The following is a 26,152-nucleotide window of genomic DNA, read 5'->3' on the forward strand; positions in this document are numbered from 1 at the left end:
CGCGGCCTGGACGGCGCGGTTTCCGGGAACCCGGGTGGATCACGTCCGCGACAGCCCCGAGGTGCGGCGGACGCGTCGACGGCGTGGCGATCAGGCCGGGCGGCCCGATCCAGACAGCAGTGAGCGGGTGGCCTCCCAGCCCTCGAAGGCCGGATCCAGGGTGGCCAGGTCGGCCGCCCCGCGCTGTCGTCGCCAGCCGGTCGTCACGGCGACGTCACCCGGCCCGGGGGCACCGGCCCGCACGCCCGCCGGCATGGCGGTGTCCAGGTCCAGCGGGGGCAGCCACTCGGGCACGGGCAGCCGCACGGCCACCCCGAGCAGACCCGGGCCGCCACCCTCGACCGGTGCGACGGCGACCGACCGGGTGGTGAGCGGGCGCAGCAGCTTGCCGACGGTCAGTGCGGGCAGGTCGGGTACGTCACCGGCCAGCACCGCCGCCTGGTCGTAGCCGTCCAACCTGGCGAACACCGCGTTCGGCGTCGGCTCGGACACCTCGTGGACGGCGGTGCCGGGCCACACCAGCGCGTCCGCCAACGGACGGTCGGCCGGGGTCACCGCGACGGCGACGTCCACCTCGTTGAGGGTCGCGACCAGGTCGATGACGTCCTCGGCGAGCGCCGCCCGCCACTGTTCCCGGTCGATTCCCGGCGGCGACCACCGCACCGGCCCGAGCATCACCACCACCACCCGCCGCGCCATGCCCCGACCCTAGCGCCCCGACCCACCGCCTCACCCACCCCGGCCACCCTCGCCGAGCCACCCCAGCCTGCCGAACCCGGCGATCCCGGCCTGGCAGCACGGCCGCTGATCCACACTCCAGGTCGGCGACCGCCACATCGGCGAGCTGGTGTCGATCAAGCCGGGCGGATCAGGTGGGTACGGGGGCGCACGATGCGGCGGCGACGCCTTCCAGATAGCCGCGGGCGCGCTCCGACTTGGGGTACCGGCCGACGAGCGCCCAGAAGCGGGAGTTGTGGCTGGGCACGATGAGGTGGGTCAACTCGTGCAGCAGCACGTAGTCGATCACCCAGTCGGGCATGTCCTGGACGCGGTGGGAGATGCGGATGCTGCGGTCGGCGGGGGTGCAGGAGCCCCAGCGGCCGTTCTGGTTGGTGACCCACCGGACGCTGGCCGGCACCGCCCTCTCGCCGTACCCGCCGAGGTAGAGGTCGATCAGCCGGTTGGCCCGGGCGACGAGTTCGTCGTCGGAGCGGGCCAGTCGGCCCTCGCGGGCGGCGAGCCGCGCCAGCATGCGGTCCACCCACTCGCTCTCCTCGGCACGGGAGAACTGGTCCGGGATGAGGACGACGACCCGCTCACCGTCACGGTACGCGGACACCGTGCGTCGCCGACGCTGGCTGCGCCGCACCTCGACGACCGGCTTACGCGTCCCCGCCATCACTGGCCCGCGCAGCCTCGGCTACGTGTCACGAGGGAAAGCTAATGCGTACTGACCAGGGGTCCGCAAGAGTCAACCGCACGACACGCGCCCAAAAAATGGTGATTGGTCGTCCGGCGTCCCGAAAATTTCTTGACTGGACCACCACTGGAGTGCCGTCGCGCCATCTCGTCACCCACCGTGTACGGCGATGGCGGCGTCGCACGGCCCTCTCCCACACGGTAGGTGATCACGGCGTCCGACGCTGCCGCGGGGGCACCCGCAGGAGTGGCTGGGAGGGTTTGGTCGGCGTGTCCCCGCCAAACTGACTTATCCGACCTAATTCGCCATGCACACTCTCGACGTCGACTTGCTCACAGTGACGATGCACAGCTGACATGGAACTGCCCAGACCTGGGTAGGGTCCGCGAACCAGCGGTCACGAAGGTGGCCGTGGAGTAAGACCCAGCGCCGGCGCCCCGTGTGGTCCGCCGCCGGGCATTCCGCCGGAACCGTATTGACCGGCGGACGAGACGAGGAGGGCACCGTGGCCGACCAGGCCCAGACCTACAACGGTTACTGCGTGAAGTGCAAGGAGAAGCGGGACTTCGAGGGGCACGTGGAGGTCTCGAAGACCGGCATGAACATGGCAAAGGGCAAGTGTCCGGTATGCGGCACAACAGTGAACCGGATTCTCGGTAAGGCGAAGGTCTGAACCGTTCGGATCTGCGGGGGCGGGACGGCCACAGGGCCGTCCCGCCCCCGTTGCCGTCCAGGACATAGACCGGCTTGTCGGGTGGCCGACAGTACGCGTCGTGGTCTGTGGATAACCCGGCAGAACCTGTGGACAAGGCTGGATACGGCCCCGGCCGCCTGTGGACAACGATCGACCCAGCGCAGGGAAGCGGTCACGATTCGTCACCATGAGTCGTACCCCGCTGCCTCGCCCCACGCTCCTCCCCGGCCTCAGCCGGCTCTGGCGGGATCGACACACGCTGCAGATCGGCCTGGGCCCCGGCCCCGCCGCGCTGGTGGAGCTGACCAATCCGCGTACCGCTCACCTGCTCGATCTGCTGGACGGCAGCCGCAGCGAGCGGGACGTGCTGGTCGAGGCCAGCGCCGCCCAGGTCCCCGTCGACGACGCGCGTACGCTGCTGGACGCTCTGCGCACGGCGGGCCTGTTGGTGCCGGCGCACACCCTGCTCCCACGCGACCTGACCGGGCCGGTCCGGACCCGGCTCGCCGCCGAGGCCGGAGCGTTGGCCCTGGTCGCGGCCCGGCTACCCGGCACCCCGGCCCAGGTCCTGCGTCGCCGGCGGGTGGCGCGGGTGCTGCTCACCGGGGCCGGAGCCCTCGGCGCGCCGCTGGCCGTGGCGCTGGCCCAGGCCGGCGTCGGGCAGGTGATCCCGCACCTCAGCGGCCTGGTACGACCGATCGACCTCGTCGGGACGGGCATCCCGGCAGCCGAGTTGGGTCAGCCGTTGGCCCCGGCGATCCGGGCGGCGGTCGACCGCGTCGCGCCGGGCACCGGCACCCACCCGGTCCGGGCCGCCCGGGTGGACCTGGTGATCCAGTTCGGCGCGGACCGTCCACCCGCGCTGCTCGCCGCCGGCCTGGCCCAGCGTCGCCAACCGCACCTGGTGGTGACCCTTCGCGAGGGCGTACCGGTGATCGGACCGTTGGTGCGCCCACCCGCCGGGCCGTGTCTGCGCTGCGTCGAGCTGCACCGAGCGGACCGCGACCCGGCCTGGCCAGGGCTCGCCGCCCAACTGGCGGCGGCGCAGCCGGTGGCAGCGGGTGCGACAGGCACCCTGTTCGCGGCGATCGGGTACGCGGTGGCGGAGGCCCTGGCGCACCTCGACGGTGGCCAACCCGAGACGCTCGGGGGTGCCATGGAGATCTCCGGCGCGGGCCGGTTCCGTCGCCGGGGTTGGCCGCCGCACCCCGCGTGTGAGTGTTCGCGGAGCCGGGCGTCCGCACCAGCCCGGCCGCACAGCAGCAGTGGAGCCCTCCGGTCGGTAACAATGGCGAAGTGACCGACATCCCGCGCCGGGCCGTGTCCCGGACCGCCAAGCTCGCCGCTCTGCCGCTCGGCTTCGCCGGCCGGACCGTCCTCGGCATGGGTAAGCGCGTCACCGGGCTCGCCTCCGACGTCATCTCGGCGGAGATCCAACAGCGCACCGCCGAGCAGCTGTTCAGCGTGTTGGGGCAGCTCAAGGGTGGGGCGATGAAGTTCGGCCAGGCGTTGTCGGTCTTCGAGGCGGCCCTGCCGGAAGAGATCGCCGCGCCGTACCGGCAGGCGCTGACCAAGCTCCAGGAGGCCGCGCCGCCGCTGCCGGCCGCGAGCGTGCACAAGGTGCTGGCCGAGCAGCTCGGCCCGGACTGGCGCGACCGGTTCGTCGAGTTCAACGACACTCCTGCCGCAGCGGCGAGCATCGGGCAGGTGCACCGGGCACGGTGGCGGGAGCCGGGGTACGGCCCGGCGGGCGAGCCGAACAGCCGCGACGTGGCGGTCAAGATTCAATATCCGGGCGCCGGTGACGCGTTGCTCGCCGACCTCAAGCAGCTCTCCCGGCTGGGCGGGATGTTCCGGGCCATCCAACCCGGCCTCGATGTCAAGCCGCTCCTCGTCGAGTTGCGTGAGCGGATCACCGAGGAGCTGGACTACGAGCTGGAGGCCGAGTCGCAGCGCACCTTCGCCGCGGCGTACGCCGACGACGACGAGATCTTCATTCCGGAGGTCGTCTCCGCGTCGCCCCGGGTCCTGGTCACCGAGTGGGTGACGGGCACTCCGCTGGCCGACATCATCCGTGAGGGCACCGAGGAGCAGCGGGACGAGGCCGGCCGGCTGATGGCCACGTTGCACCTGTCCGCACCCCAGCGGGCCGGTCTGCTGCACGCCGACCCGCACCCGGGAAACTTCCGGCTCCTGCCCGACGGCCGGCTCGGCGTGATCGACTTTGGCGCGGTGGCCCGGATGCCGGAGGGCACACCGGAGCCGATCGGCCTCATCGCCGGGCGGGCTCTGCGCGGCGATGCGGACGGGGTGGTGGCAGGGCTCCGGGACGAGGGGTTCATCGGCGCCACCGACGAGATCGACGCCGAGGGAGTCCTCGATTTCCTCCGCCCGATGCTGGAGCCCATCGCCGCCGACGGGTTCCGGTTCAGCCGGGCCTGGCTGCGGGCCGAGGCGGCACGGCTGGCCAGCCCCCGCTCCCCCACCTACCAGTTGAGTCGACAGCTCAACCTGCCACCGTCGTACCTGCTCATCCACCGGGTGACGCTCGGTTCGATCGGGGTGCTCTGCCAGTTGGAGGCCAAGGCCCCGTACCGGAGCATCCTGGAACGCTGGCTGCCGGGCTTCGCGCCGGTCGCCTGAGGATGTGAGGAAGGGCGGGTGCCGGTCGGCACCCGCCCTTCTGCGTGGGGTGGTACTAGAGAATGCCCAGGTCGCGCGCCGACTGGTTGCGGCTGTTCATGGCGACGGTACGGGCGGATCGGGTTGCCTCAGTGCTCGTGGTGGTACGACCGGCCTGAGGCCGGCGCATTCGAGCCCTGGTCAACGCTTCGTGGAGTAGTTGCATCTCGAAGGCTCCACTCGGAACGTTCAACATCGTTTTCTCACTCACTGCCGGTGTGCCACCGGCGTAGTTGGAACGGGTCGGGAACATGTCAGGCTGCCAGCCGGACCGCGCCACGCACCTCGGACAGCCCACTGGCCGCCAGGCGCGCCTCGGCCTCGACCCGGAGCGCGGCGTCACGAGCGACGTCCTCCTTGCGCGGACGGCCACGGGGCCGCTTGCGCGGAACGACCGCGCCACGCTCGAAGATCTCGCCGCCCCAGACGCCCCACGGCTCCGCTCGCTCCACCGCTCCGGCCAGGCATTCGACGCGCAGCGGGCAGTCCCCGCAGAGCGACTTGGCCAGCTCGAGCTCGGCAGGCGAGTCGGAGAACCACAGGTCGGGGTCGAACTTCCGGCAGGGCAGGTTCGCCTCCAGCTCGACGCTCACATCGAGGGGGGCCAACGCCAGACTCATCTCCCGGTCACCTCTCTCTCACTTCGATCTCGTGGATCGCATTCCGACGTACTTCGGCGGGGCAAAAAATTGAGGCCGCGGATCCCGGTAGCGGGTTCCGCGGCCTCGAGGTGAGCCGGTGTCTGAGATTCAGACTGGTCTACCTCGAGGTGGAACGCCGCGGACATCCGTGCGCTTCTTCGCGCCATCGATGCCCATGCCCGTGATGCCACTGGTCCCCTCGACTCCGGCATTCGGCGCAACGGTCAGGTTCAGCTCGGCCTGAACCTGGTGCACCTGCGGAAGCGACGGTCGTGCGGCCGCAAGGGCCACCCGGACAGCCGACAGCGGAGCGTGGACAGACGGCATCGCCGTCAGACGCTCATAGGTGAAGATCTCCACGGTGGCCACCTCCCTCACGTTCCTCGAATCGACTGGACCAACCCCCGTGAGCAGCCGGAATGGCGCCGCTCGCGTGGTGTGTTCTGAGGCTATTCCTCGCCTGGGCGCGAGGGCAAACGAATTTACGACGAGATTTCGAAAGTTTTCTCCGGGCAGACGTCGTCCACCCCCGCGCCCCCCACGAGCGCCAGTACCGACTCGCCGTAGAGACCCAGTTTGCGAGGGCCGATGCCGGCGATGGCGATCAACTCCTCCGGTCGGCCGGGCCGCCGCTCGGCCAACGCGGTCAACGTGGCATCGGTGAACACCACGTACGCCGGGACCTTCTGCGCGCCGGCCACCCGCTGCCGCCACTCGCGCAGGCGTTCGTGCAGCTCGTCGTCGATGTCGGACGGGCAGGTGGGGCAGCGACCGAGCTTCCGGTCCGGGCCGGCGAGCAGGGTGGCGCCGCAGATCCGGCAGGACACGATCTGCGTCCGACGCCGCTCGGGACGGGGTGCGGGACCGGTGGAGGCACCGGCCCGCTCGGTGCCTCCGGAGCGGTCGAGCTGGGGCAGGAACCGCGAGGGCCGTCGGGCCCGCCCGCCCGGCGAGCGCGCGGCGGCGTACGACAGCCAGAGCCACTGCCGGGCCCGGGTGATCCCGACGTAGAGCAGCCGGCGCTCCTCCTCCACGTGCTCGACCGTCTTGGCGTACGTGGTGGGCAGCGTGCCCTCGGCGAGGCCGACCAGGAAGACGGCGTCCCACTCCAGCCCCTTGGCCGAGTGCAGCGATGCCAGCGTGACCCCGTCCACCGTCGGCACGTGCTGCTGGGCGGCCCGGCGTGCCAGTTCCTCGGTGAAGTCGGTGAGGGTGACCGCGCGCTCCACCGAGGCGGCCTCGCCGATCGGCACCACCTCGGGCGTGGCCGCGTACTCCTCGGCGAGCTGGACCAGCGCGGCCAGCGCCTCCCAGCGCTCGCGGGCGGCGCCGCCGGCCGGGGGCGTGTCCGGCGCCCAGCCGACGGCGGTGAGCGCCTCGACGACGGCGGTGGGCAGCGGCGTCTCCCCCGGGATGGATCGGGTGGCGGAGCGCAGGGCGACCATCGCCTGGCGAACCTCGGTGCGCTCGAAGAAGCGCTCGGCGCCCTGGACGACGTACGGCACGGCGGCCCCGGTCAGCGCCTTCTCGTACGCCTCGGACTGCGCGTTGGTCCGGAACAGCACGGCGATCTCCTTCGCCGGCGTTCCCCCGTCGATCAGCGACCGGCAGCGCGCGGCCACCGCGTTCGCCTCGGCCGGCTCGTCGGTGAAGATCCGCAGGTCGGGTTCCGGCCCCGGAGGGCGCTGTCCGCTCAACTCCAGTCGCAGCCGCGCCTCGGTGCCGCGAGCCTGGGAGATCACGGCGTTGGCGAGCCCGACGATCTGCGGGGTGGAGCGGTAGTCCCGGACCAGCCGGACCACCGTGGCGTTCCGGTGCTGGCGCGGGAAGTCGACCAGGTACGCCGACGTCGCCCCGGTGAACGAGTAGATGGTCTGGCTGGCGTCACCGACCACCGTCAGGTCGGTGCGGCCGCCCAGCCAGGCGTCCAGCAGCCGCTGCTGGAGCGGGTTGACGTCCTGGTACTCGTCGACCACGAAGTGCCGGTACTGGCCACGGACCTGTTCGGCGACGTCCGGGTGCTCCTCGATGCCCCATACCGCGGCCCGCAGCATGTCCTCGAAGTCGATCACCCCGTTGGAGCGTTTGAGCTGCTCGTACGCGGTGAACACGTCGGCGACCTTCGCCGGCTCGTGTGGCGTGTCACGCAGCGCGCGGGCCGCCGCCACGACGTAGTCGCCCGGTTCGACGAGCGACGACTTGGCCCACTCGATCTCGCCGGCCAGGTCCCGTGCGGCAGCCCGGTCGGTACGCAGACCGACCCGGGCGGCGGCGAGAGTGACCAGCCGCACCTTGCTGTCCAGCAGCTCGGGCATGGCTCGGCCGGCCAGCAGGCGGGGGGCGAAGTAGCGCACCTGGCGCAGTGCGGCGGCGTGGAAGGTCCGCGCCTGGACACCGTGCGCCCCGAGCACTGTGAGACGGTGTCGCATCTCGGCGGCGGCGCGGGCGGTGAAGGTGACCGCGAGCACGTGCCGGGGCGAGATCTCACCGGAGAGCGCCCGGTGAGCGATCCTGGAGGTGATCGCGCGGGTCTTGCCGGTGCCGGCCCCGGCCAGGATGCAGACCGGGCCGGCGGGTGCGGTCACCGCGGAGCGCTGCTCCGGGTCCAGCCCGGCGAGTACGCCTTCCGACGCTGAGTGAACCCCCACAACCAGGAATCATCTCAGCTCCCCCGGGCGTTGTAGCGGACAGCCTCGGCTTGATCGGCAAGCCGGCGGCCGGAGCAGCTGGAGGATCAGATCATGCTGACGATGTATTCCACTCCCTGGTGCGGCTACTGCCACCGGCTGAAGTCGCAGCTCGACCGGGAAGGCATCGGGTATGAGGTGGTCGACATCGAGCAGGACCCGAAGGCCGCGGACTTCGTGATGAGCGTCAACGGCGGCAACCAGACGGTGCCGACGCTGCGTTTCGACGACGGCAGCGCCCTGACCAACCCCTCGATCACACAGGTCAAGCAGCACCTGGCCACGCTGGGCGCCTGACCGCCCGGTACGACACTCCAACGGCCGCCCTCCGGGGCGGCCGTTCGTCGTTCCCGACATCCGTCACCGCCGGAACGGCCGCCGGGTGGCCGTGGTCACCGACCCGTCGATGCCGGCGTCGAGCGGGCGGCGCGGCCCCGGCAGGGCCGGCGGCCTCGACGTCGGCGCCCCGGACGGCGCGCTCAGGTGCCGGCCCCGCCAGAGGTAGGCGCCGGCGGCCAGCGTGGCCACCCCGACCAGCACGAACAGGGCCCGGTAGTCCAGGACGCCGACCAGGAGGGCGCCCGCGCCGATGGAGAGCGCCTGCGGTCCGCTGACCAGCGCCTGGGTGGCCGCCGCCACCCGTCCGACCAGGTCGGGTGGGGTGCGCCGCTGGATCAGCGTGTGCAGACCCACCATCGTCAGGGGCAGCGAGACGCCGGCCAGCAGCACCGCCGCGAACCCGAGCGGCAGTTCGGGATACGCGAGCGCGAGCGCGGCCGGCGCGAAGAACGCCACCCCGGCGGCCAGCGTGCCGACCTCGCCGAGCCGGCGGACCAGGGCCGGTGAGCAGAGCCCCCCGCACAGCCCGCCGACGCCCTGCACCATCACGAGTACGCCCACGAACGCGGCGTCCCGGTCCAACCCCTGGTCGACGTACGCGAAGATCAACGACTCGCTGAAGCCCATCACCAGCGACCCGAGCCCGTAGCCGACGAGGGCTCGGCGCAGCGCCGGCTCACCAGTCAGGTGCCGCAGGCCCGCGCCCAGCTCGGCGGGCCAGCGCAGCCGTACGGTGGGCGGCGACTGCGCCGGGCTCGGCACCGCGGTCACCACCGCGGCGGCGGTCACGAAGCCGACCATGCCGATGGCGGCCAGCGCCCACCCACCGAGCGCCGCGTAGAGCGCCGCGCCGACCAGCGGACCGATCAACCGCAACCCCTGGCGTACGGTCTGCAGCGCGCCGTTGGCCTCGGCCAGCAGGTCCACGGGCACCAGTTGCCGGATCAGTCCGCTGAGCGCCGCGCCGAGCGTGATGGACGACAGCCCGTACAGGGCGGCCACCAGATAGACGAGCCAGACGTCGTTCGCGTCGCGGACGGTGAACAGCGGCACGAGCAGCAGCGCGGTGACGACGTTCGCGGCCACGAAGAAGGGCCGGCGCGGGTACCGGTCGACGAACCAACCGACCAGTGGCGCCATCGTCATCGGAGCGACGACGGCGAAGATGATGCCGCCGGCGAGCCCGTTGGAGCCGGTCAGGTCCTTGACCCAGATGGCGAGCGCGAGCAGCAGGATCGACTCGGCGGTCATGCTGGCCAGCAGGCCGCCGAACAGCAGGCGGAAGTCGGGTCGGCGCAGGACGGTGCGCATGGGGTCCCTCCGGCAGGGTGGCGTGCCCGGCTGGGCGCGGTCGACGGGGCTGGGACCGCGGGTCCGTCATCGTCCGGCGTACCCGTGGTCCATTTTTGGTAAGACACGCCCCCGCCGGAACCTCCGACACCGGTCGCGCCGTCCATACTGACCGTGGGGGGCGAATTTCATACAGTTACCGTCGCGTCTGCGGCGGACGACGGGAAAGAGGACACTGTGCCTCCTGCCGCACCCAGCCCAATCATGCGTCGTCGACGGTTGGGCATCGAACTGCGCAGCCTGCGCGAGACCGCGGGCCTCACCGGCGACCAGGTCATCGAACGGATCGGTTGGGCGTCCGCGTCCAAACTGTCACGCCTGGAGAACGGCCGCAGCAGACCGGACCCGCAGGACGTCGGCGTCCTGCTGGACCTCTACGGCGCCGACGCCGCGGCGCGCGAGGAGTTGCTCGGGATCGCCGGTGAGGCCGGCGACATGCGCGGCTGGTTGAAGAACTTTCCGGTGATGACGCAGCAGCAGCGCAGCTGGGCCGAGTTGGAGGCGGGCTGCGCGGAGATCTCCGAGTACAACCCGGTGCTGGTGCCGGGCCTGCTACAGACCGCCGGGTACGCGCGGGTCCGCCTCCTCTCGGCGCGCCGGGTGGGCGAGGGCGCCGGCGAACCCGAGCCGGCGGACGAGCTGGAGACCGAGGTTCGGGCGCGGTTGGCTCGTCAGAGCCTGCTGACGCGCGAGCCGCACGCGCCGAGCTACACGGCCGTGCTGGAGGAGGCGACTCTGGGCCGTCGGGCCGGCCCGCCCGAGGTGCTGCACGAGCAGCTGCACCAGCTGTGCGAGCTGGCCCTGCTGCCGAACGTGACGCTGCACGTGCTTCCGCGGGACACCCAGGTCGGCGATTGGTACCTTCCGCCGACCGCCTTCTCCCTCTATCGGTTCGCCGATCCACTCGATCCGGAGACATTGGCCATCGAAGGGGGGTTCACCGACGTCATGTCGACCGAGTCAATCACGCTAAATCGCTATAAAGTAGTGTTCGAGTGGCTATGCACGGCGGCACTGAACGCCTCGGACACCCTCTCCTGGCTGATCGAGGCGACGGGACGGCTGACCGGGGCGGGCCCCGGATCCACAGTGGCGTTCGGGCCGGCAACGGCGCCGACCCAACGCCGCCGTGATTCGGGGCGGCTGACGGACCGGTGATCCACGGGGGACCATCCGTCGGGACGTGCGGCACCACTCGTCCCATTGGATCGGTTCACACCAGGAGCAGAGCCATGAACGACATCCACCACACGCCGTCCGTCTCCGCCAGTTCGCTGGCGGACGCCCCGTGGCGTACCAGCACACGCAGCCAGACCTCCAACTGCGTGGAGGTCGCACCGCTGGGCAGCGGCCCGTCGGCGGTCGCGCTGCGCGACAGCAAGGACCGGGGCGGCCCGGTGCTGCTGTTCAACCGGGCCGGTTGGCTCGGTTTCATCGCTGGAGCGAAGACGGGCCAGTTCGATCTGAACTGATCCTCCACTGAGGCGGGGCCGTCGGCACAATGCCGGCGGCCCCGCCGTCGTATCCGCCGGCGACCCCGCTGACCAGGCATCCGCCGATCGGACGAGGCTCGAAACCAATAGGCGCGTTTCACTTGCCGGGATGAACACGGGGCGTAACATGACCCACGAAACGTGGAACTTCCACACTGGCTCATCCGTCGCGGTTCATCCGGAGACCCTGATGCGGTTCCTGATCGTTCGCACCGACATCCGCACCGTCGCCGACGGGGACATCGCCGCCGCCTGGGCGGACGGCCATCGCCTCCGCGACGAGACGACCACGCCCGAGCCACGCCGGCAGACCGTCCACGCCGAGGACCGGGACGCCGCGTTACTGCTGGCCCGGGCCCTGTCCACAGTCGGCGCGGTACGAGCCGGCAAGCAACGGGTCAAGGTCCTTCCGCTCAGCGAAGTGCGGCCCGCCTTCCGGCGCAGACCCAGCCGGACCGGTACCTGACCCACCAGACGTCCGTCGTGGTCGGCTCGGCTCCCCCGCCGCGTCATTCGCTCCCACCGACCACGGCGGCCCGTGTTCCCGGCCCGTGACCGCCGCGGCAACGTCGGCCACGGGCCGGGACCGTGCTCAACGCCCGGCGTCCACCCAGCCGTCCAGCCAGCGGTGGATGAGGAACAACGCGATCGACGACGGCGGCGGCAGGATCAGCCGGGCGCCGTCCCCCACGTCCACCGTCCGCCCCGCGCACGCCGCCCCGATCTCGTCCCGCGTGAACCACCGGGCGTAAGCGATCTCGGACGGATCGACCCGCACCGGGTCCGCCGGATCGGCGGTGGCCAGGAAGCCCAGCATCAGCGAACCCGGGAACGGCCAGGCCTGGCTGCCGACGTACCCGATCCGCTCGACCCCGATGCCCACCTCCTCGCGGACCTCGCGCAGCACGGCGGCCTCCGCCGACTCCCCCGGCTCGACGTAGCCCGCCAGGCAGGAGTAGCGCCGTCCGCCCGGGGTCCCCGGCCAGCCGGCGTTGTTGCCGAGCAGGCAGCGGCCGTCGGGGCCGTCGACGCCGTCGTGCACCAGCACGATCATCGCCGGGTCGGTGCGCGGCCAGATCCGGCCACCATTGCGATCCACCCGCGACCAGCCGGCCTCGTCCATCACCGTCGGCGCGCCGGTCGCCGACGAGTAGCCGTGCCGGGTATGCCAGTTCAGCAGCGCGAGCGCGGTGGTGAAGATGCCGGCCTCCCGGTCGCCGAGCAGGTGGCCCACCTCCCGCAGGTTGACCGCTCGGGTGCCCGACACCGCCGGCAGCGGCGTGTCGAGCGCGAACACCGGCACCCCGTCCGGCTCGACACCGAGGAACATCGCGGTCGACTCGGCGCCGGCCGGCACGTCGGCGGCGTCGAACAGCACCAGCGTCGGGGGCGACACGTCGGTACGTGCGAGCGTCCGCCCGTCGTCGGTCGAGTCGAGCAGCAGCATCCGTCCGCGCAGCCATGCCTCGGTCAACCACTGCGCGTCACCCCGCCGGTGCGCGGCGCGATCCAACGTCGAACGCGCCAGCGGTGGCGCCGCCTCGCCGCTCACGTCGTCGCCCCGCTGGTCGCCGCCCAGCCGCGGCGCTGGGCGACACGGCCGGGCGTGCCGTGCCCGTCCCGCCTCACGGCTGCACCGGCTCGGTGTGGACCGGCATCAGCGCGGCCAACCCCGGGGTGATCCGCTCGGCGTCGCCGAGGACGACCACCGCCGCCCGGGCGGGCGCGAGGTAGTGGGCGGCAACCCGCGCCACATCGTCGACGGTCGCCTTCGCCAGTCGGGCCGCGTACTCCGCGAGGAACTCCAGACGCAGGCCGTTCCCGGCGTACGCGCTGGTCAGCGCGGCCAGACCCGCCTGGGTGGCCATGCCGAGCTGGAGGGTGCCCAGGGCGTACTGGCGGGCCTGCTCCAACTCCTCGAGCTTCGGCGGCAGTGACGCCAGCCGACCCAGCTCGTACATGGTCTCCAGTAGCGCCGGGCCGGTGACCTCGGTGGCCACCTCGGCGCCGCCGACCAGCACCGACCCGGCCACCGAATGCTCGACCACCGAGTGCGAACCGTACGTGTAGCCCTTGTCCTCGCGGATGTTCTCCACCCAACGGGACGAGAAGTAGCCGCCGAAGATCAGGTTGGCCAGTTGCAGCGCCGCGTGGTCGGGGTCGGTGCGCGGCACGGCGGGCAGCGCGACCCGCAGCGAGGACTGCACCGAGCCGGGCCGGTCGACGAGCAGCAGCGGCCCCGGCTCAAGCGGCGGGGTGGCCGGCAGGTTGGCCGTACGCCCGGCCCCGGTCCACCCGGCGAGCGCCCGTTCGACCGCGTCCAGCGCCTTCTCCGGCTGCACGTCCCCGACCACCACCAGCTGTGCACCGGCGGGGTGCACGCGCTCGGCGTGCAGGCTGCGCAGTGCCGCCGGGCGTACGCCACGGAGCTGGCCCGGCTCCGGGGTCTGCGTGGCGTACGGGTGCCGCCCGTAGATCCTCTTCAACAACGCTTCCCGGGCCAGGTGCGACGGCTGACTCTGCGCGACCTGGATCCGGTCGATCAGCCGGTCCCGTTCGGCGGCCACCTCGTCGCCGGGGTAGCTGGCACCGGTCAACACCTCGGCCAGCAGCTCCAACATCCGGTCCAGGCCGGTGACCAGGCCCGCGCCGGAGATCATCAGTCGGTCCGGATCGACGCCCGCAAAGAGCCCGCCGCCCACCTTCTGCAACTCGGCGGCGAGCTGCACGCTGGTCATCGACTCGGTGCCGGAGAGCATGGTCTGCGAGAGCATCGCGCCGCGCGCCGGGTGGGCGCGGCCGAACGGCACCCAGAGCCGCAGCTCCACCAGGGGCACGGCGGGCCGGCGTACGGCGATCACGGTCAGCCCGTTGCGCAGTGTGCGCTCGGCCTGCTTGGGCACCTTGATCTTGCGGGTGGGGCCGAGCGGGGGCAGCGTACGCGGCCCGGCGGTGGCGGTGGTCGTCATCGGGTACCTCCGGGGATGACTTCGACCATCGCCCGGCGCTCCGGGCGCAGGGTGGCCGCAGCGGCGCGGACCTGTTCCTCGGTGACGTCGCCGACCAGTCGGGGCAGGTCGTTGAGCAGGCCCGGCTCGCCGCGTTGCTGCTCCAGGACGGCCATCCGCAGCGCCCGGCCGAGCACCGCGTCGGTGTCGCGGAGCAGGTGGGTGGCCATCCGCGCCTGGGTGCGGGCCAACTCGCCGTCCGTCAGCCCGTCGGTCGCCAGCCGGTCCAGTTCCTCGTCGACGGTGCGCAGCACCTTGTCCACGTCGCCGCCGGGCGGCAGATGTGCCTGCAACAGCAACGCCGTCGGGTCACGCACGTCGAACGGGTCGCCAATGAAGCCGAGGTAGCCACCCAGGCTGGTCACCGTGCGGTCGCGCTGCACCAGGCGTTCGACCAGTCGGGACGCTTCGCCGTCGGTGAGCACCTCGGCCAGCACCACGTACGGCAGGTAGCCGGCGAAGTCGCCGATCGGGTCGGGTACCCGCCACGCGCCGGCCACCGCCGGCAGCGGCGCCAGGGCGTCCGTGTACGAGCTGCGCCGCTCGGCGGTCAGGTCGGGCTCGGTGAAGTCGGGCCGCTGTGGCGCGGGCCGGGCCGGCACGTCGCCGAAGTGCCGGGTCACCAGCTCGGTCGCCTCGGCCACGTCGATGTCACCGCTGACGGCCAGGACCGCGTTGCCGCTGGCGTAGTAGCGACGGAAGAAGTCGGCGGCGTCGGCGACGGTGGCCGACTCCAGGTCGTCGAACGAGCCGTAGCCGTCGTGGGCGTTCGGGAACGTGTCGAACATGACCGGCGGCAGGGTCAACCAGGGGAAGCCACCGTACGGCCGGCTGAGCACGTTGACCCGGATCTCCTCCTTGACGACGTCGACCTGGTTGCGCAGGTTCTCCTCGGTCAGGCGGGGTGCCCGCATCCGGTCCGCCTCGAGGAACAGGGCGCGCTCCAGCGCGTTGCTCGGCAGCGTCTCGAAGTATTCGGTGTAGTCCAGGTGGGTCGAGCCGTTGAACGTGCCACCAGCACCCTGCACGTGGCGGAAGTGGGCCAGCTTCTCCAGATTTTCCGAGCCCTGGAACATCAGGTGCTCGAAGAGATGCGCGAAGCCCGTACGCCCCTGGGGTTCGGATCGGATGCCGACGTCGTAGACCACCGCCACCCCGATCACCGGGGCACTGCGATCGGGGGTGAGGACCACCCGCAGGCCGTTGTCGAGTGTGAACCGCTCGACCGGATACTTCGTCGCTGGAATTCTGGATCTCCGCGCCGCCACGGGATCGACCCTAGCGCGTCGGCACGCCCGCCACCGGCGACCTTCGTGCAGCCGCCGCCACCGGGTGTGCTGCCACCCGGGGCAGCACCTCCGCGCCGACCCGCTCGGCCTCCTCACGGTGGGGCCAACCGGAGAGGATGAACTCATCGACGCCGAGCGCGGCGTACTCGTCGATGCGGGCGGCGACCTCGGCGTAGCTGCCAACGAGCGCGGTGCCGGCGCCCTCGCGGACCAGGCCGACGCCGGCCCAGAGGTTCGGCGCGACGGTGAGCCCGTCGGTGCGGCCGGCGTTCAGCGCGGCCATCCGGGCCTGCCCGACGGAGTCCATCCGGCGGAACCGGGTCTGTGCGGCGGCGATCCGCTCCGGGCTCATCCCGGCCATCAGCCGGTCGGCCTCGGCCCACGCCTGCCCGCTTGTGGGCCGGGCGATGACGTGCAGCCGCAGACCGGTGCGCAGGGTGCGGCCATGTTCGGCGGCGAGCGTCCGGATGCGGGCGACCCGGGCGGCGATGGCCGCGGGCGGCTCACCCCACATGAGGTACGTGTCGGCCTGCCGGGCGGCCACCGTCTCGGCGGCCGGGGACGCGCCACCGAAGTAGACCGCCGGCACCGGGACCAGTGGACTGGCCAGGCCCCCACCCTCGACTGTGTAGTGCGCGCCGGAGTAGTCGAAGGGGCGGCCGGCCCAGGCTCGGCGGAGCACCTCGATGAACTCGCCCGTGCGGGCGTAGCGGTCGTCGTGCCCGAGGAAGTCGCCATACGCCCGCTGCTCGGCCGGGTCGCCGCCGGTCACGATGTTGAGCGACAGCCGACCGCCGGTGACCGCCTGGAACGCCGCGGCCTGTTGGGCGATGAGGGTGGGCAGCGCGAAGCCGGCCCGGACGGCGACCAGCATGCCGAGTCGCTCGGTGTGCTGGGCGACGGCCGCGCAGACGATCCACGGGTCGGGGCAGCCGGCACCGACCGGCGTCAGGACGGCGGTGAACCCGTTCGCCTCCGCGGCCCGGCCGACCTCGGCCAGGTAGGCCACCGTCGCGGCCCGGTCGTGCCTCGCTGCCCCCGCGGTGACGGTGGCGGCACCGACCTGGTCGCCGTCGCCGGAAGTGGGGAGGAACCAGTGAAAGGTCAACGTGCCATCACCCTTCTAGCCGATCATCGGTGCCGAACACCCTATCAAGACGGTAGGAAATGCCGACATAACTGAGACGCCCCTTCCCGCCATGTGGATGGGCCTTGACGCTGCCCCTGGCCTGGCCCACTCTTCCTACCAAGTAAGTAGGAATACTGCGGATTGGATGGACGATGAGACGGCTCCCCCTGCGCCGGTTGGTCACCCTGGCCACCCTCGCCGCCCTCGGCGCGGCGACCCTGGGCAGCACCGCCGCGTGTGGCGACGACAGCGAGGGCGCGGGGGGCGGCTCCGGCCCGGTGACCCTGCGGCTCGGCTACTTCCCCAACATCACCCACGCGCCGGCCGTCGTCGGCGTGGAGAAGGGCATCTTCGCCGAGAAGCTCGGCGCCGACGTCAAGCTGGAACCGAAGACCTTCAACGCCGGCCCGGCCGCCATCGAGGCCGTCTTCTCCGGAGCGCTGGACGCGACCTACATCGGCCCGAACCCGACCGTCAACGCGTTCTCGAAGTCCAAGGGCGAGGCCGTCCGGGTGGTCTCCGGCGCCGCCTCCGGAGGCGTGGCGCTGGTCGTCAAGCCCGGCATCAACGGGCCGCAGGACCTCAAGGGCAAGAAGGTCGCCACCCCGCAGCTCGGTAACACGCAGGACGTGGCCGTCCGCTACTGGCTCAAGCAGCAGGGGCTGACCACCACCAAGGAGGGCGGCGGCGACGTGAAGATCGTGCCGCAGGAGAACGCCCAGACGGTGGAGACGTTCAGCAGCGGCGCGATCGACGCCGCCTGGGTACCCGAGCCGTTCGTGTCCCGGCTGGTCAACGCCGGCGGCAAGGTGCTCGTCGACGAGCGGGACCTGTGGCCGGACAAGAAGTTCGTCATCACCAACCTGCTGGTCAGCACCAAGTTCCTCAAGGCGCACCCGGACGTGGTGCAGAAGCTGGTCGACGGCCAGGTCGCCGCGAACGAGTTCGTCAACAGCAAGCCGGACGAGGCCCAGCAGGCCATCTCCGACGCGATCGGCAAGATCACCGGCAAGCCGCTGGACCTCAAGCTGATCAAGCAGGCGTGGCCGACGTTGGAGTTCACCAACGACCCGATCGCCACCTCCCTCAAGGCCGGACTCGACCACGCCGTCGAGGTCAAGCTCACCGAGCCCGTCGACCTCAAGGGCCTGTACGACCTGACCTACCTCAACAAGTCGCTCAAGGCGGCCGGCAAGCCCGAGGTCACCCAGCCATGACGTCGACCACGACGACGCCGCAGAGCGCGACCACCTCGGTCGCGCTCTCCGGCGTGACCAAGGTGTACGGACGCGGCGCGAACGCCGTACTGGCCCTGGACGGGGTCTCCCTCGACGTGGCGCCGGGCGAGTTCGTCTGCCTCGTCGGCGCGTCCGGCTGCGGCAAGAGCACGCTGCTCAACCTGGTGGCCGGCCTGGACCGTCCCAGCGGCGGCGAGATCGGCATCGCCGGTGGCGCCAGCCCGGGGCTGATGTTCCAGGAGCCGGCGCTGTTCCCCTGGCTGACCGTCGAGGCCAACGTGGAGGTGCCGCTCAAGTTACGCGGCCTTCCCCGCGCCGAGCGCCGCGACCGGGTGGCCGAACTGCTGCGCACGGTGCACCTGGCCGAGTTCGGCCGCAAGCGTCCGCACGAACTGTCCGGCGGGATGCGCCAGCGCGTCGCGCTGGCCCGCACCCTGGCCCTGGACACGCCGGTGCTGCTGATGGACGAGCCGTTCGGCGCCCTGGACGCCATGACCCGCGACATCCTGCACGACGAGCTGGAACGGATCTGGTCCGAGCGCCGACTCTCGGTCCTGTTCGTCACGCACAACGTCCGTGAGGCCGCCCGACTGGCCGACCGCATCATCCTGCTCTCCAGTCGCCCCGGCCGGATCATCTACTCCGCCGAGGTGGACATCCCTCGTCCACGACGGATCGACTCTCCCGAGGTCGCCGCCATCGCCGCCGAGGTCACCGAACGACTGCGTACGGAGGTGGGCCGCCATGGCCAGTGACACCCTCACCAGCACCGCGCGTAGCGATGCGGAGATCACCGGACTGGACGCGCTGGAGATCGCCGGCCGGGAGAAGGAGGTCTCCCGGGGCACCCGGCTCTGGGCCGCCACCTGGCCCAAGCTCGCCGCGCTGGCCATCGCCATCCTCGCCTGGCAGGTGGTGGTCTGGTCGGGCTGGAAGCCGCCGTACTCCCTGCCGGGCCCGCTGGTCGTCGGCCGCGAGCTGCTCACCCAGGCCCAGGGTCCGCAGCTCTGGGAGGGCCTGCTCACGACGCTGCGCCGAGCGGCCCTCGGGTACGTCTTCTCGGTCGCCGTCGGCCTGCTCCTGGGTCTCGCGGTGGCCCGGTCCACGGTGCTGCGCGCCGCCATCGGCTCGATGATCACCGCGTTGCAGACCATGCCGTCGATCGCCTGGTTCCCGCTGGCCATCCTGCTGTTCGAACTGAGCGAGAAGGCGATCTTCTTCGTGGTGGTGCTCGGCGCTGCGCCGTCGATCGCGAACGGCGTGATCTCCGGCGTGGACTACGTGCCACCACTGCTGCTGCGCGCCGGTCGCAACCTGGGCGCTCGCGGGCTCAACCTCTACCGGTACGTGATCGCACCCGCCGCGCTGCCGGCGATCGTCGCGGGCCTCAAGCAGGGCTGGGCGTTCTCCTGGCGCAGTCTGATGGCCGGCGAGCTGCTCGTGGTCGGCATCTCGCAGACCTCGCTCGGCGCGCAGCTCACCTACTCCCGCGAGCTGTCCGACGCGCCGTGGCTGCTCTCCACCATGATCGTGATTCTGGTCGTCGGTCTGGTCGTCGACGCCGCGTTCGGCGCGGCGGACAAGGCGATCCGCCGCCGTTGGGGCGTACTGGACCAGGCTGGTCAGTGAGGTGTACGTCTCCGCGCGCAGTGACTACGCGCTCCGGGCGATGCTCGCCGTCGCCGCCGCCGCACCGGGCGGCGACGGTGTCGGCGAGCTGGTGAAGGCGGGCAACCTGGCCGAGGTACAGGAGATCCCGCTCAGCTTCCTGCAGGGCATCCTGCTCGACCTGCGCCGGGCCGGCCTGCTGTACAGCCACCGCGGCGCCGACGGCGGGTACGCGCTGACCAGGCCGGCCACCGAGATCACGGTCGGGGACGTGCTGCGCGCGGTCGGCGGCTCACTGACCACCGTGCGCGGTCTGCCGGCCGAGCGGGCCGTCTATCACGGGGTGGCCGCCGGGCTCACCGACGTCTGGCTGGCGGTGCACGGGGCGATCGCCACGGTCGTCGACAGCACCACCCTGGCAGACCTGCTGGCCCACAACCAAACCCCCGCCACCCCCTGACCCACCCCGCCCCGCCCCGCCCCGCCGCCGCGATCTTGCACTTTCTGCGGCGACAAAAGGGGTGTATCACGGCAAATCGGCGACCGAAAGTGCGAGATCGACGAGTTGGTTGACCCGCGTTGACCCGCGCACCCGCGCACCCGCGCACGAAGGCGGTGTGGTCGGGCCGGTGCCCCGCCGGCCCGACCACACCTCGTTTCGATCCTGTCCCTCCGCCGGCACCGGTCGGCCGTTCGCTGTTCAGCCCCGGTGCTCGACCGTCGGGCCGGAGCCCGGATCGCCAGGACTGCGCAGCTCCACCAGACCGGCGGGCGCGTGGCCCGCCGTGGTGGCATGCCAGGGTCCGAAGGCCGCGACCATGGCGAGGAGCAGCCCGGCGAGCCCGACCGCGACCACCAGGATCAATTCGCGTAGGGCCCCCGAGCCGACTTCCCCCGCCATGGTCACTCCTCCCCCGTGCCGGGTCCCCCGCCCGGCTCCCCCCGCTGGTCAGCTTCGACCACCGTGCAGCGGGGCACAGTCGGCCAGCCGACCCATTTGAGGCTGATTACCGATTCAACCGAACGGCCAGCCGGCGGAAGTATCCCGAGGTGAACGGGCTGCGGCGGTGGGGCAGAAACGAACCGACCCGCCCAGCCGAAGCGGGACGGGTCGGTGACGTGCGGGAGGGATCAGACCGTACGCGGGCGGCGCGGGCGACGGGACCGGCCCGACGCGCGGTGCGCCGGGCGGGCGCCGCCGTCCGAGGTCGAGCCACCGGCGGTACGTCCCCGGCTGACAGCCACCGGCGGCGCGGCGATGGTGACCGGCACACCGGACGGCTCACGGGCACCGGTCACCCGGGCCAACGAACCGTCGCCCGGGCGCACCTGGACCGACTCCGGCCGGATGCCGGCGACGGCCATCAGGCGGGACATGTCCCGACGCTGCTCGGGCAGGACCAGCGTCACCACCGAGCCGGACTCGCCGGCACGGGCCGTCCGGCCACCCCGGTGCAGGTAGTCCTTCGCCTCGGTCGGCGGGTCCACGTTGACGACCATGTCGAGGCCGTCCACGTGGATGCCCCGGGCCGCCACGTCCGTGGCGACCAGGGCGGTCACCTGACCGTTGCGGAACTGCTCCAGGATGCGGGTGCGCTGCGGCTGGGACTTGCCACCGTGCAGCGCGGCGGCGCGTACACCCTTGGAGAGCAACTGGCGGGCGAGCCGGTCGGCCCGGTGCTTGGTACCCATGAACAGGATGGTGCGGCCCTCACGGGCGGCGATCCGGGTCAACGCGTCGGGCTTGTCGAGCGCGTCGACGTGCAGCACGTGGTGGGTCATCGCGGTGACCGTGGCGGTGCCGGGGTCGACCGAGTGGGTCACCGGGCTGCTGAGGAAGCGGCGGACCAGCCGATCCACACCACCGTCCAGGGTGGCGGAGAAGAGCATCCGCTGCCCCTGCGGGGCGACCTGCTCCAGGAGCTTGGTCACCTGCGGCAGGAAGCCCATGTCGGCCATCTGGTCGGCCTCGTCCAGCACGGTGATCTCGACCTGGTCGAGCCGGGCGTCGCCGCGGTTGATCAGGTCGTGCAGCCGGCCGGGGGTCGCCACGACCACCTCGGCGCCGGCGCGCAGCGCGTCCGCCTGGCGCTGCAACGACAACCCGCCGACGACCGTGGCGCAGCGCAGACCGACGGCGCGGGCGTACGGGGCGAGCGCGGTGGTCACCTGCTGCGCCAACTCCCGGGTCGGCACCAGCACCAGGGCCAGCGGGCGACCCGGCCGGGCCTTGCGGCCGGCGGTGCGCGAGAGCAGGGGGAGCCCGAAGGCGAGCGTCTTACCCGAGCCGGTACGACCCCGGCCGAGCACGTCCCGACCCGCGAGCGAGTCCGGAAGAGTCGCCGTCTGGATCGGGAACGGCTCGGTGATGCCCTGCGCGGTCAGCGCGCTCAGCAGTGCCGGCGCCAGACCGGTGTGGGCGAAAGACGGAATAACTGTGGTCACGCAGAAGCCTTCCTCGACGCGGCACGTGTCGAGGGAGGGCGCCGAAGTCGGCGCTGTCAACCGGCGGCGCAAGGCAGCCAGGACTCACAAGCACGAACCGATTGGAGTACGGGCCGGCCCGCCGCCGGGCCGCCGCCTGCGGAGGCAGGCGGCGGCGAGGCGGGCCGGTCCCGTCACCGTCACACCCGGAGGGCGCGACAGGTAACGCTGACCGATCCGAAGATCAGATCGGGCGGATGTTCTCCGCCTGCGGGCCCTTCTGGCCCTGGGTCACCTCGAACTCGACCCGCTGGTTCTCGTCCAGGCTCCGGTAGCCGGAGGACTGGATCGCCGAGAAGTGGGCGAAGACGTCAGCGCCGCCGTTGTCCGGGGTGATGAAGCCGAAGCCCTTGTCAGCGTTGAACCACTTCACGGTGCCAATAGCCATGTGTTTCGTCTCCTTGACGGAACGTCGGACGCGCACTTGTTGCGTGCCCGAAGAGGAGCGCTCCGCGCGGGGATGCGCGAATCGCCTGTCGCTTCTGGTCGCCCCGCCCGGAGAACTCCGGACACAACAAAGAGCGCCTGGGGCCACAATCCCGCCAGGCGCACACAGAGTCTCTGGTAACCAAAACTGCAACCCAGTCAACGTACCACGGATTTCCCCGTGATGGTCAAACTCGGGTGGAATCCACGGGCAAATGGGCGATCATGGCGGTGAGCCCGGTCACGTCCAGCAGATCGGTCGGACGGACCGTGACCCCGTCCCGCACGTAGTGGAACGCCGCGCCCACCCGCTCGACCGGGACGCCGGCCAGCTCGGCCCAGGCCAGCCGGTACACGGCCAACTGCACCGCCGCCACATCCGCGGCCGGTCCGGCGGGACGCGCGCCGGTCTTCCAGTCGACCACGTCGAACCGGTCGCCCGGACGGGCGAAGACCGCGTCCATCCGCCCCCGGACCACCACACCCGCGATCACCGTGGCGAACGGCACCTCCACCTCGACCGGCACCCGGTTGGCCCACTCGCTGGCCAGGAAACGCTCCTGAAGCTCGACCAGCGCCTCGTCCGGCGCGGCGTCCGCGTCGGCCGCGCCCGGCAGCTCGTCCAGGTCCAGCAACCGGTCGGCGCCGAATCGCTGCTCCAGCCAGGCGTGGAAGGCGGTGCCCCGGCGGGCGTACGGGTTGGGTTCGGCGGGCACCGGGCGGCGCAGCGTACGCGCCAGCGCCGCCGGGTCACGCCGCAACGCCACCAACTGGGTGACGCTCAGCTGCCCGGGCAGGGCCACCTCGACCGCGCCGGAGAGCCGGGTCAGCTCGGCCCGCTCGGCCAGCAGCAGGTCGGCCTCCTGCCGCCAGCGCGCCACCTCCGGATCGGCCTCCGGGCTGGCCTCCGGGCCGGTCGGCTCGACCTGCTCCACCGGCTCGGCGTCCGACCGCGACGGCACCGGCCCGGCCAGCACCGGCCCCCCCGGCCCGAGCGCCGCCGAGGCCGAGCCGTCGGTCATCAGCCGGCGGACCAGCCCGGCGGCCTCGGCCAGCGCGGGCCGGCGGCCACCCAGCGGGTCGGCCGGCCACTCCGCGCGGAGCACCACCTCGGCCGTCGGGTTCGTGGTGTCCGGGGTGGGCTCCGGTGCCCACGCGTCGATCAGGTGACCGGGGCCGCCGTCCAGGCAGGCGTCGTACACCTCGCGCAGGAAGACCGACGGACCTCGCGGTCGCTTCGTGCCCTCCCCCCACCAGTAACCGGAGCAGAGCAGCAGCCGGCGTGGCCGGGTGACCGCGACGTACGTCAGCCGGCGCTCCTCCCGCTCGTCGTGGGCCCGCCACGCGTCGGTGAAGTCGGCCACCGCCCGCGCCACGGCACGCTGGTCGGCCGCCTCGTCGAGCGCCAGCTCCGGCAGCCCGTCGGCGTCGCCACGCAGCGGGAACGGCAGTACGCCCAGACCGCCCAGCCAGTGGTCGGAGTTGCGCACCGGCCCGGGCCACGACCCGCGGCACAGACCGGCCACCGACACCACGTCCCACTCCAGCCCCTTCGCGGCGTGCGCGGTGACCACCTGCACCGCGCCCTCCACGACCTCGACCTCGCCCGGGGCGAGGCCGCGCTCCTCGTCCTCGGCGGCGGCCAGGTAGGACAGGAAGCCGGACAGCGTCGCGCCGGGCGTCTCCCCGCTGAAGCGGGCCGCCACGTCCGCCAGGGCGTCCAGGTGACCCCGCGCCAGGCCGGCGTCGCCCGCGCCATCGCGGCCGGCACGCACCGCGACCTCCACGTCCAGGCCGATGGTCCGCTCGATGTCCGCGATCAGATCCGGCAACGCCTGATCCAACCGGTAGCGCAGCAGCGCCAACTCCATGCCGTACGCCCGCAGCCGCGCGAACCCCTCCGCCGAGTACGCCTGCGCCGGCCCGAGATCGGCCAACGCCTCCACCAGGGTCGCCTCGTCCAGCAGGTCGGGGCTGATGTCCGAGTCCTCGTCGGCGGCCACCTGTTGGCGGGCCTTCGCGATGCCCCGCGCCCGTCGGTGCAGCGCCACCAGGTCCCGCGGCCCGATCCGCCACCGGGCGCCGGTGAGCAACCGCAACAGCGCGGCCCCGTCGGTCGGGTCGGCCAGCACCCGCAGCGTGCACACCACGTCCCGGACCTCGGGGGTGTCGAGCAGGCCACCCAGCCCGACCACCTCCACCGGCAGGCCACGCTCGCGCAGTGCCGACTCGATCGCCGGGATCTGGCTGCGGACGCGGACCAGCACGGCCGTCGTCGGGCGTTGCGCCACCGGGATGTGCTCCGGTGCCGCGCCGGGCATCCGGGCAGCGCCACGCCAGGCCGCGAGCACGCTGTCGGCGATCCACGCGGCCTCGTCGGCGTACGTGTGCAGCAGCGCGCAGTGCACCGTGCCACCGGCCGCCCCGCCGGGGCTGCGGTGCGGAATCGGCTCCCGGACGGTCAGCGCCGACCGCAGCTCCGGCACCCGCGCGCCGGCCGCGCGCAGCGGCGTCGACAGCGCGTTCGCCACCCGCAGGATCTCCGGACGGTTACGCCAGCTGGTGGTCAGCCCGAGCGCCGGCGCGGGCTCGCCGTCGGTCCTGGCGAACTCGGTGGGGAACCGGTCCAGGGTGCCGGCACTGGCCCCGCGCCAGCCGTAGATGGACTGGCACGGGTCACCCACCGCCGTCACCGGGTGCCCGCCGCCGAACAGCGCGTTGAGCAGCACCACCTGAGCATGGCTGGTGTCCTGGTACTCGTCGAGCAGCACCACCCGGAAACGGTCCCGCTCGATCTCGCCGACCGCCGGGTGATCCCGGGCCACCCGGGCCGCCCGGGCGAGCTGGTCGGCGAAGTCCATCGCCTCGAAGTCCACCTTGCGTCGGGCGTACGCCCGCACCAGCGGGAGCAGACGCAGCCGGGTCTGTTGCAGGGTGAGCGCCTTGCGTACGTCGGCGTACACCCGGCCGGGACGCGACTGCACCTCGGCGAAGAACCGGCCGGTCCAGGCCGCCAGTTCGTCCGGGGCGACCAGGTGCTCGTCCAACTCCCCGGCGAGCGCCAGCACCGCGTCGGTGATGGTGCTCGGCATCCGGTCCACCTCGGACATGTCGCCGTCGTAGTTGCGCACCAGCAGATCGACCAACTGCCAGCGGGACGCCTCGGTCAGCAGCCGGGTGGACGGCTCGTAGCCGGCCCGCAGACCGTGCTCGGTGACGATCCGCCCGGCGTACGAGTGGTAGGTGGAGACGGTGGGCTCACCGGCGAGCGGGTCGTCGAGCCGGTCGCGGTCCTGCCGGCCGACCCTGCGGATCAGTTGGTCGAGCCGGGTACGGACCCGGTGCGCCAGCTCACCGGCCGCCTTGCGGGTGAACGTCAGCCCGAGGATCTGCTCCGGCCGCACGTACGAGTTGGCCACCAGCCAGACCACCCGCGCGGCCATCGTCTCGGTCTTGCCCGACCCGGCGCCCGCGACCACGAGCAGCGGCTCCACCGGGGCGGCGATGATCGCGGCCTGTTCCCGGGTGGGCGCCGGCAACCGCAGCAGCTTGGCCAGCTCCACGGGCGTGTACCGGGGGCCGGAGTCCGCGAGCCGGGGCGTCGGCGCGGGACCCGCGCCGAACAGGGTGGGCTGGGTCACTGTGTCGTCTCAGTTCGGGACTG

General features: G+C 72.2%; 25 protein-coding genes. 11 read left to right on the forward strand and 14 right to left on the reverse strand.

Translation table 11 applies throughout. The features are described 5' to 3' along the window. Positions 1–90: 90 nt before the first annotated feature. Both ACGFH9_RS00895 and ACGFH9_RS00900 read right to left on the reverse strand, forming a co-directional pair. The gene (locus ACGFH9_RS00895) at positions 91–699 is read right to left on the reverse strand and encodes a hypothetical protein (RefSeq protein ID WP_393213370.1); all 609 of its coding nucleotides are present in this window, start codon (positions 697–699) and stop codon (positions 91–93) included. A gap of 169 nt (positions 700–868) precedes the next feature. Then, a complete protein-coding gene (locus ACGFH9_RS00900; RefSeq protein WP_393213373.1) occupies positions 869–1,399 on the reverse strand; it encodes a M48 family metallopeptidase in 531 nt (176 codons plus the stop codon). Positions 1,400–1,925: 526 nt separating this feature from the next. Between ACGFH9_RS00900 and ACGFH9_RS00905 the strand changes: the two genes are divergently transcribed. The 3 genes from ACGFH9_RS00905 (at position 1,926) to ACGFH9_RS00915 (ending at position 4,757) form a co-directional block, all read left to right on the forward strand. Then, positions 1,926–2,093 carry a DUF5679 domain-containing protein gene (locus ACGFH9_RS00905; protein ID WP_007464795.1) on the forward strand — a complete coding sequence of 56 codons (168 nt, stop codon included), beginning with the start codon at positions 1,926–1,928 and terminating at the stop codon, positions 2,091–2,093. Positions 2,094–2,301: 208 nt separating this feature from the next. After that, positions 2,302–3,414, forward strand: coding sequence for a hypothetical protein (locus ACGFH9_RS00910; RefSeq protein WP_393213377.1), 1,113 nt, complete (start codon positions 2,302–2,304; stop codon positions 3,412–3,414). After that, positions 3,411–4,757 (forward strand): ABC1 kinase family protein, encoded by a 1,347-nt coding sequence (locus tag ACGFH9_RS00915; protein WP_393213380.1) that lies wholly within the window; start codon positions 3,411–3,413, stop codon positions 4,755–4,757. The genes ACGFH9_RS00910 and ACGFH9_RS00915 overlap by 4 nt, the downstream gene beginning before the upstream one ends. 293 nt (positions 4,758–5,050) lie before the next feature. Here the strand turns inward: ACGFH9_RS00915 and ACGFH9_RS00920 are convergent, their stop codons facing one another. The 3 genes from ACGFH9_RS00920 to ACGFH9_RS00930 all read right to left on the reverse strand — a co-directional run bounded on the left by ACGFH9_RS00920 (position 5,051) and on the right by ACGFH9_RS00930 (position 8,085). Further along, complete coding sequence (locus tag ACGFH9_RS00920) at positions 5,051–5,416, reverse strand: WhiB family transcriptional regulator (RefSeq protein ID WP_139582271.1); 366 nt, start codon at positions 5,414–5,416, stop codon at positions 5,051–5,053. Between the two features lie 129 nt (positions 5,417–5,545). Continuing rightward, entirely contained in the window at positions 5,546–5,797 is a 252-nt protein-coding gene (locus ACGFH9_RS00925) for a hypothetical protein (RefSeq protein ID WP_393213384.1), read from the reverse strand. Between the two features lie 122 nt (positions 5,798–5,919). Then, positions 5,920–8,085, reverse strand: coding sequence for an ATP-dependent DNA helicase UvrD2 (locus tag ACGFH9_RS00930; protein ID WP_393213387.1), 2,166 nt, complete (start codon positions 8,083–8,085; stop codon positions 5,920–5,922). Positions 8,086–8,178: 93 nt separating this feature from the next. Here ACGFH9_RS00930 and ACGFH9_RS00935 point away from each other — a divergent pair, with 93 nt between their 5' ends. Continuing rightward, the gene (locus ACGFH9_RS00935) at positions 8,179–8,421 is read left to right on the forward strand and encodes a mycoredoxin (RefSeq protein ID WP_355050572.1); all 243 of its coding nucleotides are present in this window, start codon (positions 8,179–8,181) and stop codon (positions 8,419–8,421) included. Between the two features lie 63 nt (positions 8,422–8,484). Here the strand turns inward: ACGFH9_RS00935 and ACGFH9_RS00940 are convergent, their stop codons facing one another. Then, positions 8,485–9,774, reverse strand: coding sequence for an MFS transporter (locus tag ACGFH9_RS00940; protein WP_393213391.1), 1,290 nt, complete (start codon positions 9,772–9,774; stop codon positions 8,485–8,487). Between the two features lie 216 nt (positions 9,775–9,990). On the opposite strand from ACGFH9_RS00940, the gene ACGFH9_RS00945 reads away from it, so the two are divergent. The 3 genes from ACGFH9_RS00945 (at position 9,991) to ACGFH9_RS00955 (ending at position 11,772) form a co-directional block, all read left to right on the forward strand. Beyond that, positions 9,991–10,971 (forward strand): helix-turn-helix domain-containing protein, encoded by a 981-nt coding sequence (locus ACGFH9_RS00945; protein ID WP_393213394.1) that lies wholly within the window; start codon positions 9,991–9,993, stop codon positions 10,969–10,971. A gap of 74 nt (positions 10,972–11,045) precedes the next feature. Then, complete coding sequence (locus tag ACGFH9_RS00950) at positions 11,046–11,285, forward strand: DUF397 domain-containing protein (protein ID WP_355237147.1); 240 nt, start codon at positions 11,046–11,048, stop codon at positions 11,283–11,285. A 211-nt stretch (positions 11,286–11,496) separates the two neighbouring features. Continuing rightward, entirely contained in the window at positions 11,497–11,772 is a 276-nt protein-coding gene (locus tag ACGFH9_RS00955) for a hypothetical protein (protein ID WP_393213397.1), read from the forward strand. A gap of 126 nt (positions 11,773–11,898) precedes the next feature. On the opposite strand, the gene nudC is transcribed toward ACGFH9_RS00955, so the two are convergent. From nudC to ACGFH9_RS00975, 4 genes are all read right to left on the reverse strand, one after another. Then, the gene (nudC, locus tag ACGFH9_RS00960) at positions 11,899–12,858 is read right to left on the reverse strand and encodes an NAD(+) diphosphatase (RefSeq protein WP_393213400.1); all 960 of its coding nucleotides are present in this window, start codon (positions 12,856–12,858) and stop codon (positions 11,899–11,901) included. 73 nt (positions 12,859–12,931) lie between these two features. Beyond that, a complete protein-coding gene (locus tag ACGFH9_RS00965) occupies positions 12,932–14,275 on the reverse strand; it encodes a M16 family metallopeptidase (protein WP_393213403.1) in 1,344 nt (447 codons plus the stop codon). Then, complete coding sequence (locus ACGFH9_RS00970) at positions 14,272–15,582, reverse strand: M16 family metallopeptidase (RefSeq protein ID WP_393213406.1); 1,311 nt, start codon at positions 15,580–15,582, stop codon at positions 14,272–14,274. The genes ACGFH9_RS00965 and ACGFH9_RS00970 overlap by 4 nt, the downstream gene beginning before the upstream one ends. A gap of 10 nt (positions 15,583–15,592) precedes the next feature. Continuing rightward, complete coding sequence (locus tag ACGFH9_RS00975) at positions 15,593–16,711, reverse strand: LLM class flavin-dependent oxidoreductase (RefSeq protein WP_393213409.1); 1,119 nt, start codon at positions 16,709–16,711, stop codon at positions 15,593–15,595. 173 nt (positions 16,712–16,884) lie between these two features. Here ACGFH9_RS00975 and ACGFH9_RS00980 point away from each other — a divergent pair, with 173 nt between their 5' ends. From ACGFH9_RS00980 to ACGFH9_RS00995, 4 genes are read left to right on the forward strand one after another with little or no spacing between them, the layout of a single operon-like run. Then, positions 16,885–17,949: an ABC transporter substrate-binding protein gene (locus tag ACGFH9_RS00980; protein ID WP_393213412.1), complete on the forward strand. Its 1,065-nt coding sequence runs from the start codon at positions 16,885–16,887 to the stop codon at positions 17,947–17,949. Then, on the forward strand, positions 17,946–18,725 hold the full coding sequence (locus ACGFH9_RS00985; protein WP_355237130.1) for an ABC transporter ATP-binding protein: 780 nt from the start codon (positions 17,946–17,948) through the stop codon (positions 18,723–18,725). Before ACGFH9_RS00980 ends, ACGFH9_RS00985 begins: the two co-directional genes overlap by 4 nt. Then, positions 18,715–19,599: an ABC transporter permease gene (locus ACGFH9_RS00990; RefSeq protein ID WP_393213416.1), complete on the forward strand. Its 885-nt coding sequence runs from the start codon at positions 18,715–18,717 to the stop codon at positions 19,597–19,599. Before ACGFH9_RS00985 ends, ACGFH9_RS00990 begins: the two co-directional genes overlap by 11 nt. 1 nt (position 19,600) lies before the next feature. Then, the gene (locus ACGFH9_RS00995; RefSeq protein ID WP_393213419.1) at positions 19,601–20,038 is read left to right on the forward strand and encodes an RrF2 family transcriptional regulator; all 438 of its coding nucleotides are present in this window, start codon (positions 19,601–19,603) and stop codon (positions 20,036–20,038) included. Between the two features lie 240 nt (positions 20,039–20,278). On the opposite strand, the gene ACGFH9_RS01000 is transcribed toward ACGFH9_RS00995, so the two are convergent. The 4 genes from ACGFH9_RS01000 to ACGFH9_RS01015 all read right to left on the reverse strand — a co-directional run bounded on the left by ACGFH9_RS01000 (position 20,279) and on the right by ACGFH9_RS01015 (position 26,129). Next, positions 20,279–20,479: a hypothetical protein gene (locus tag ACGFH9_RS01000; RefSeq protein WP_393213422.1), complete on the reverse strand. Its 201-nt coding sequence runs from the start codon at positions 20,477–20,479 to the stop codon at positions 20,279–20,281. A 230-nt stretch (positions 20,480–20,709) separates the two neighbouring features. Continuing rightward, entirely contained in the window at positions 20,710–22,023 is a 1,314-nt protein-coding gene (locus tag ACGFH9_RS01005; RefSeq protein WP_393213425.1) for a DEAD/DEAH box helicase, read from the reverse strand. Between the two features lie 223 nt (positions 22,024–22,246). Continuing rightward, positions 22,247–22,450, reverse strand: a complete 204-nt coding sequence (locus ACGFH9_RS01010; protein WP_393213428.1) for a cold-shock protein — start codon at positions 22,448–22,450, stop codon at positions 22,247–22,249. A 226-nt stretch (positions 22,451–22,676) separates the two neighbouring features. After that, complete coding sequence (locus tag ACGFH9_RS01015; RefSeq protein WP_393213431.1) at positions 22,677–26,129, reverse strand: ATP-dependent helicase; 3,453 nt, start codon at positions 26,127–26,129, stop codon at positions 22,677–22,679. Positions 26,130–26,152 lie beyond the last annotated feature (23 nt).

The sequence above is a fragment of the Micromonospora sp. NPDC049102 genome (assembly GCF_043197485.1).
Lineage (GTDB): Bacteria > Actinomycetota > Actinomycetes > Mycobacteriales > Micromonosporaceae > Micromonospora.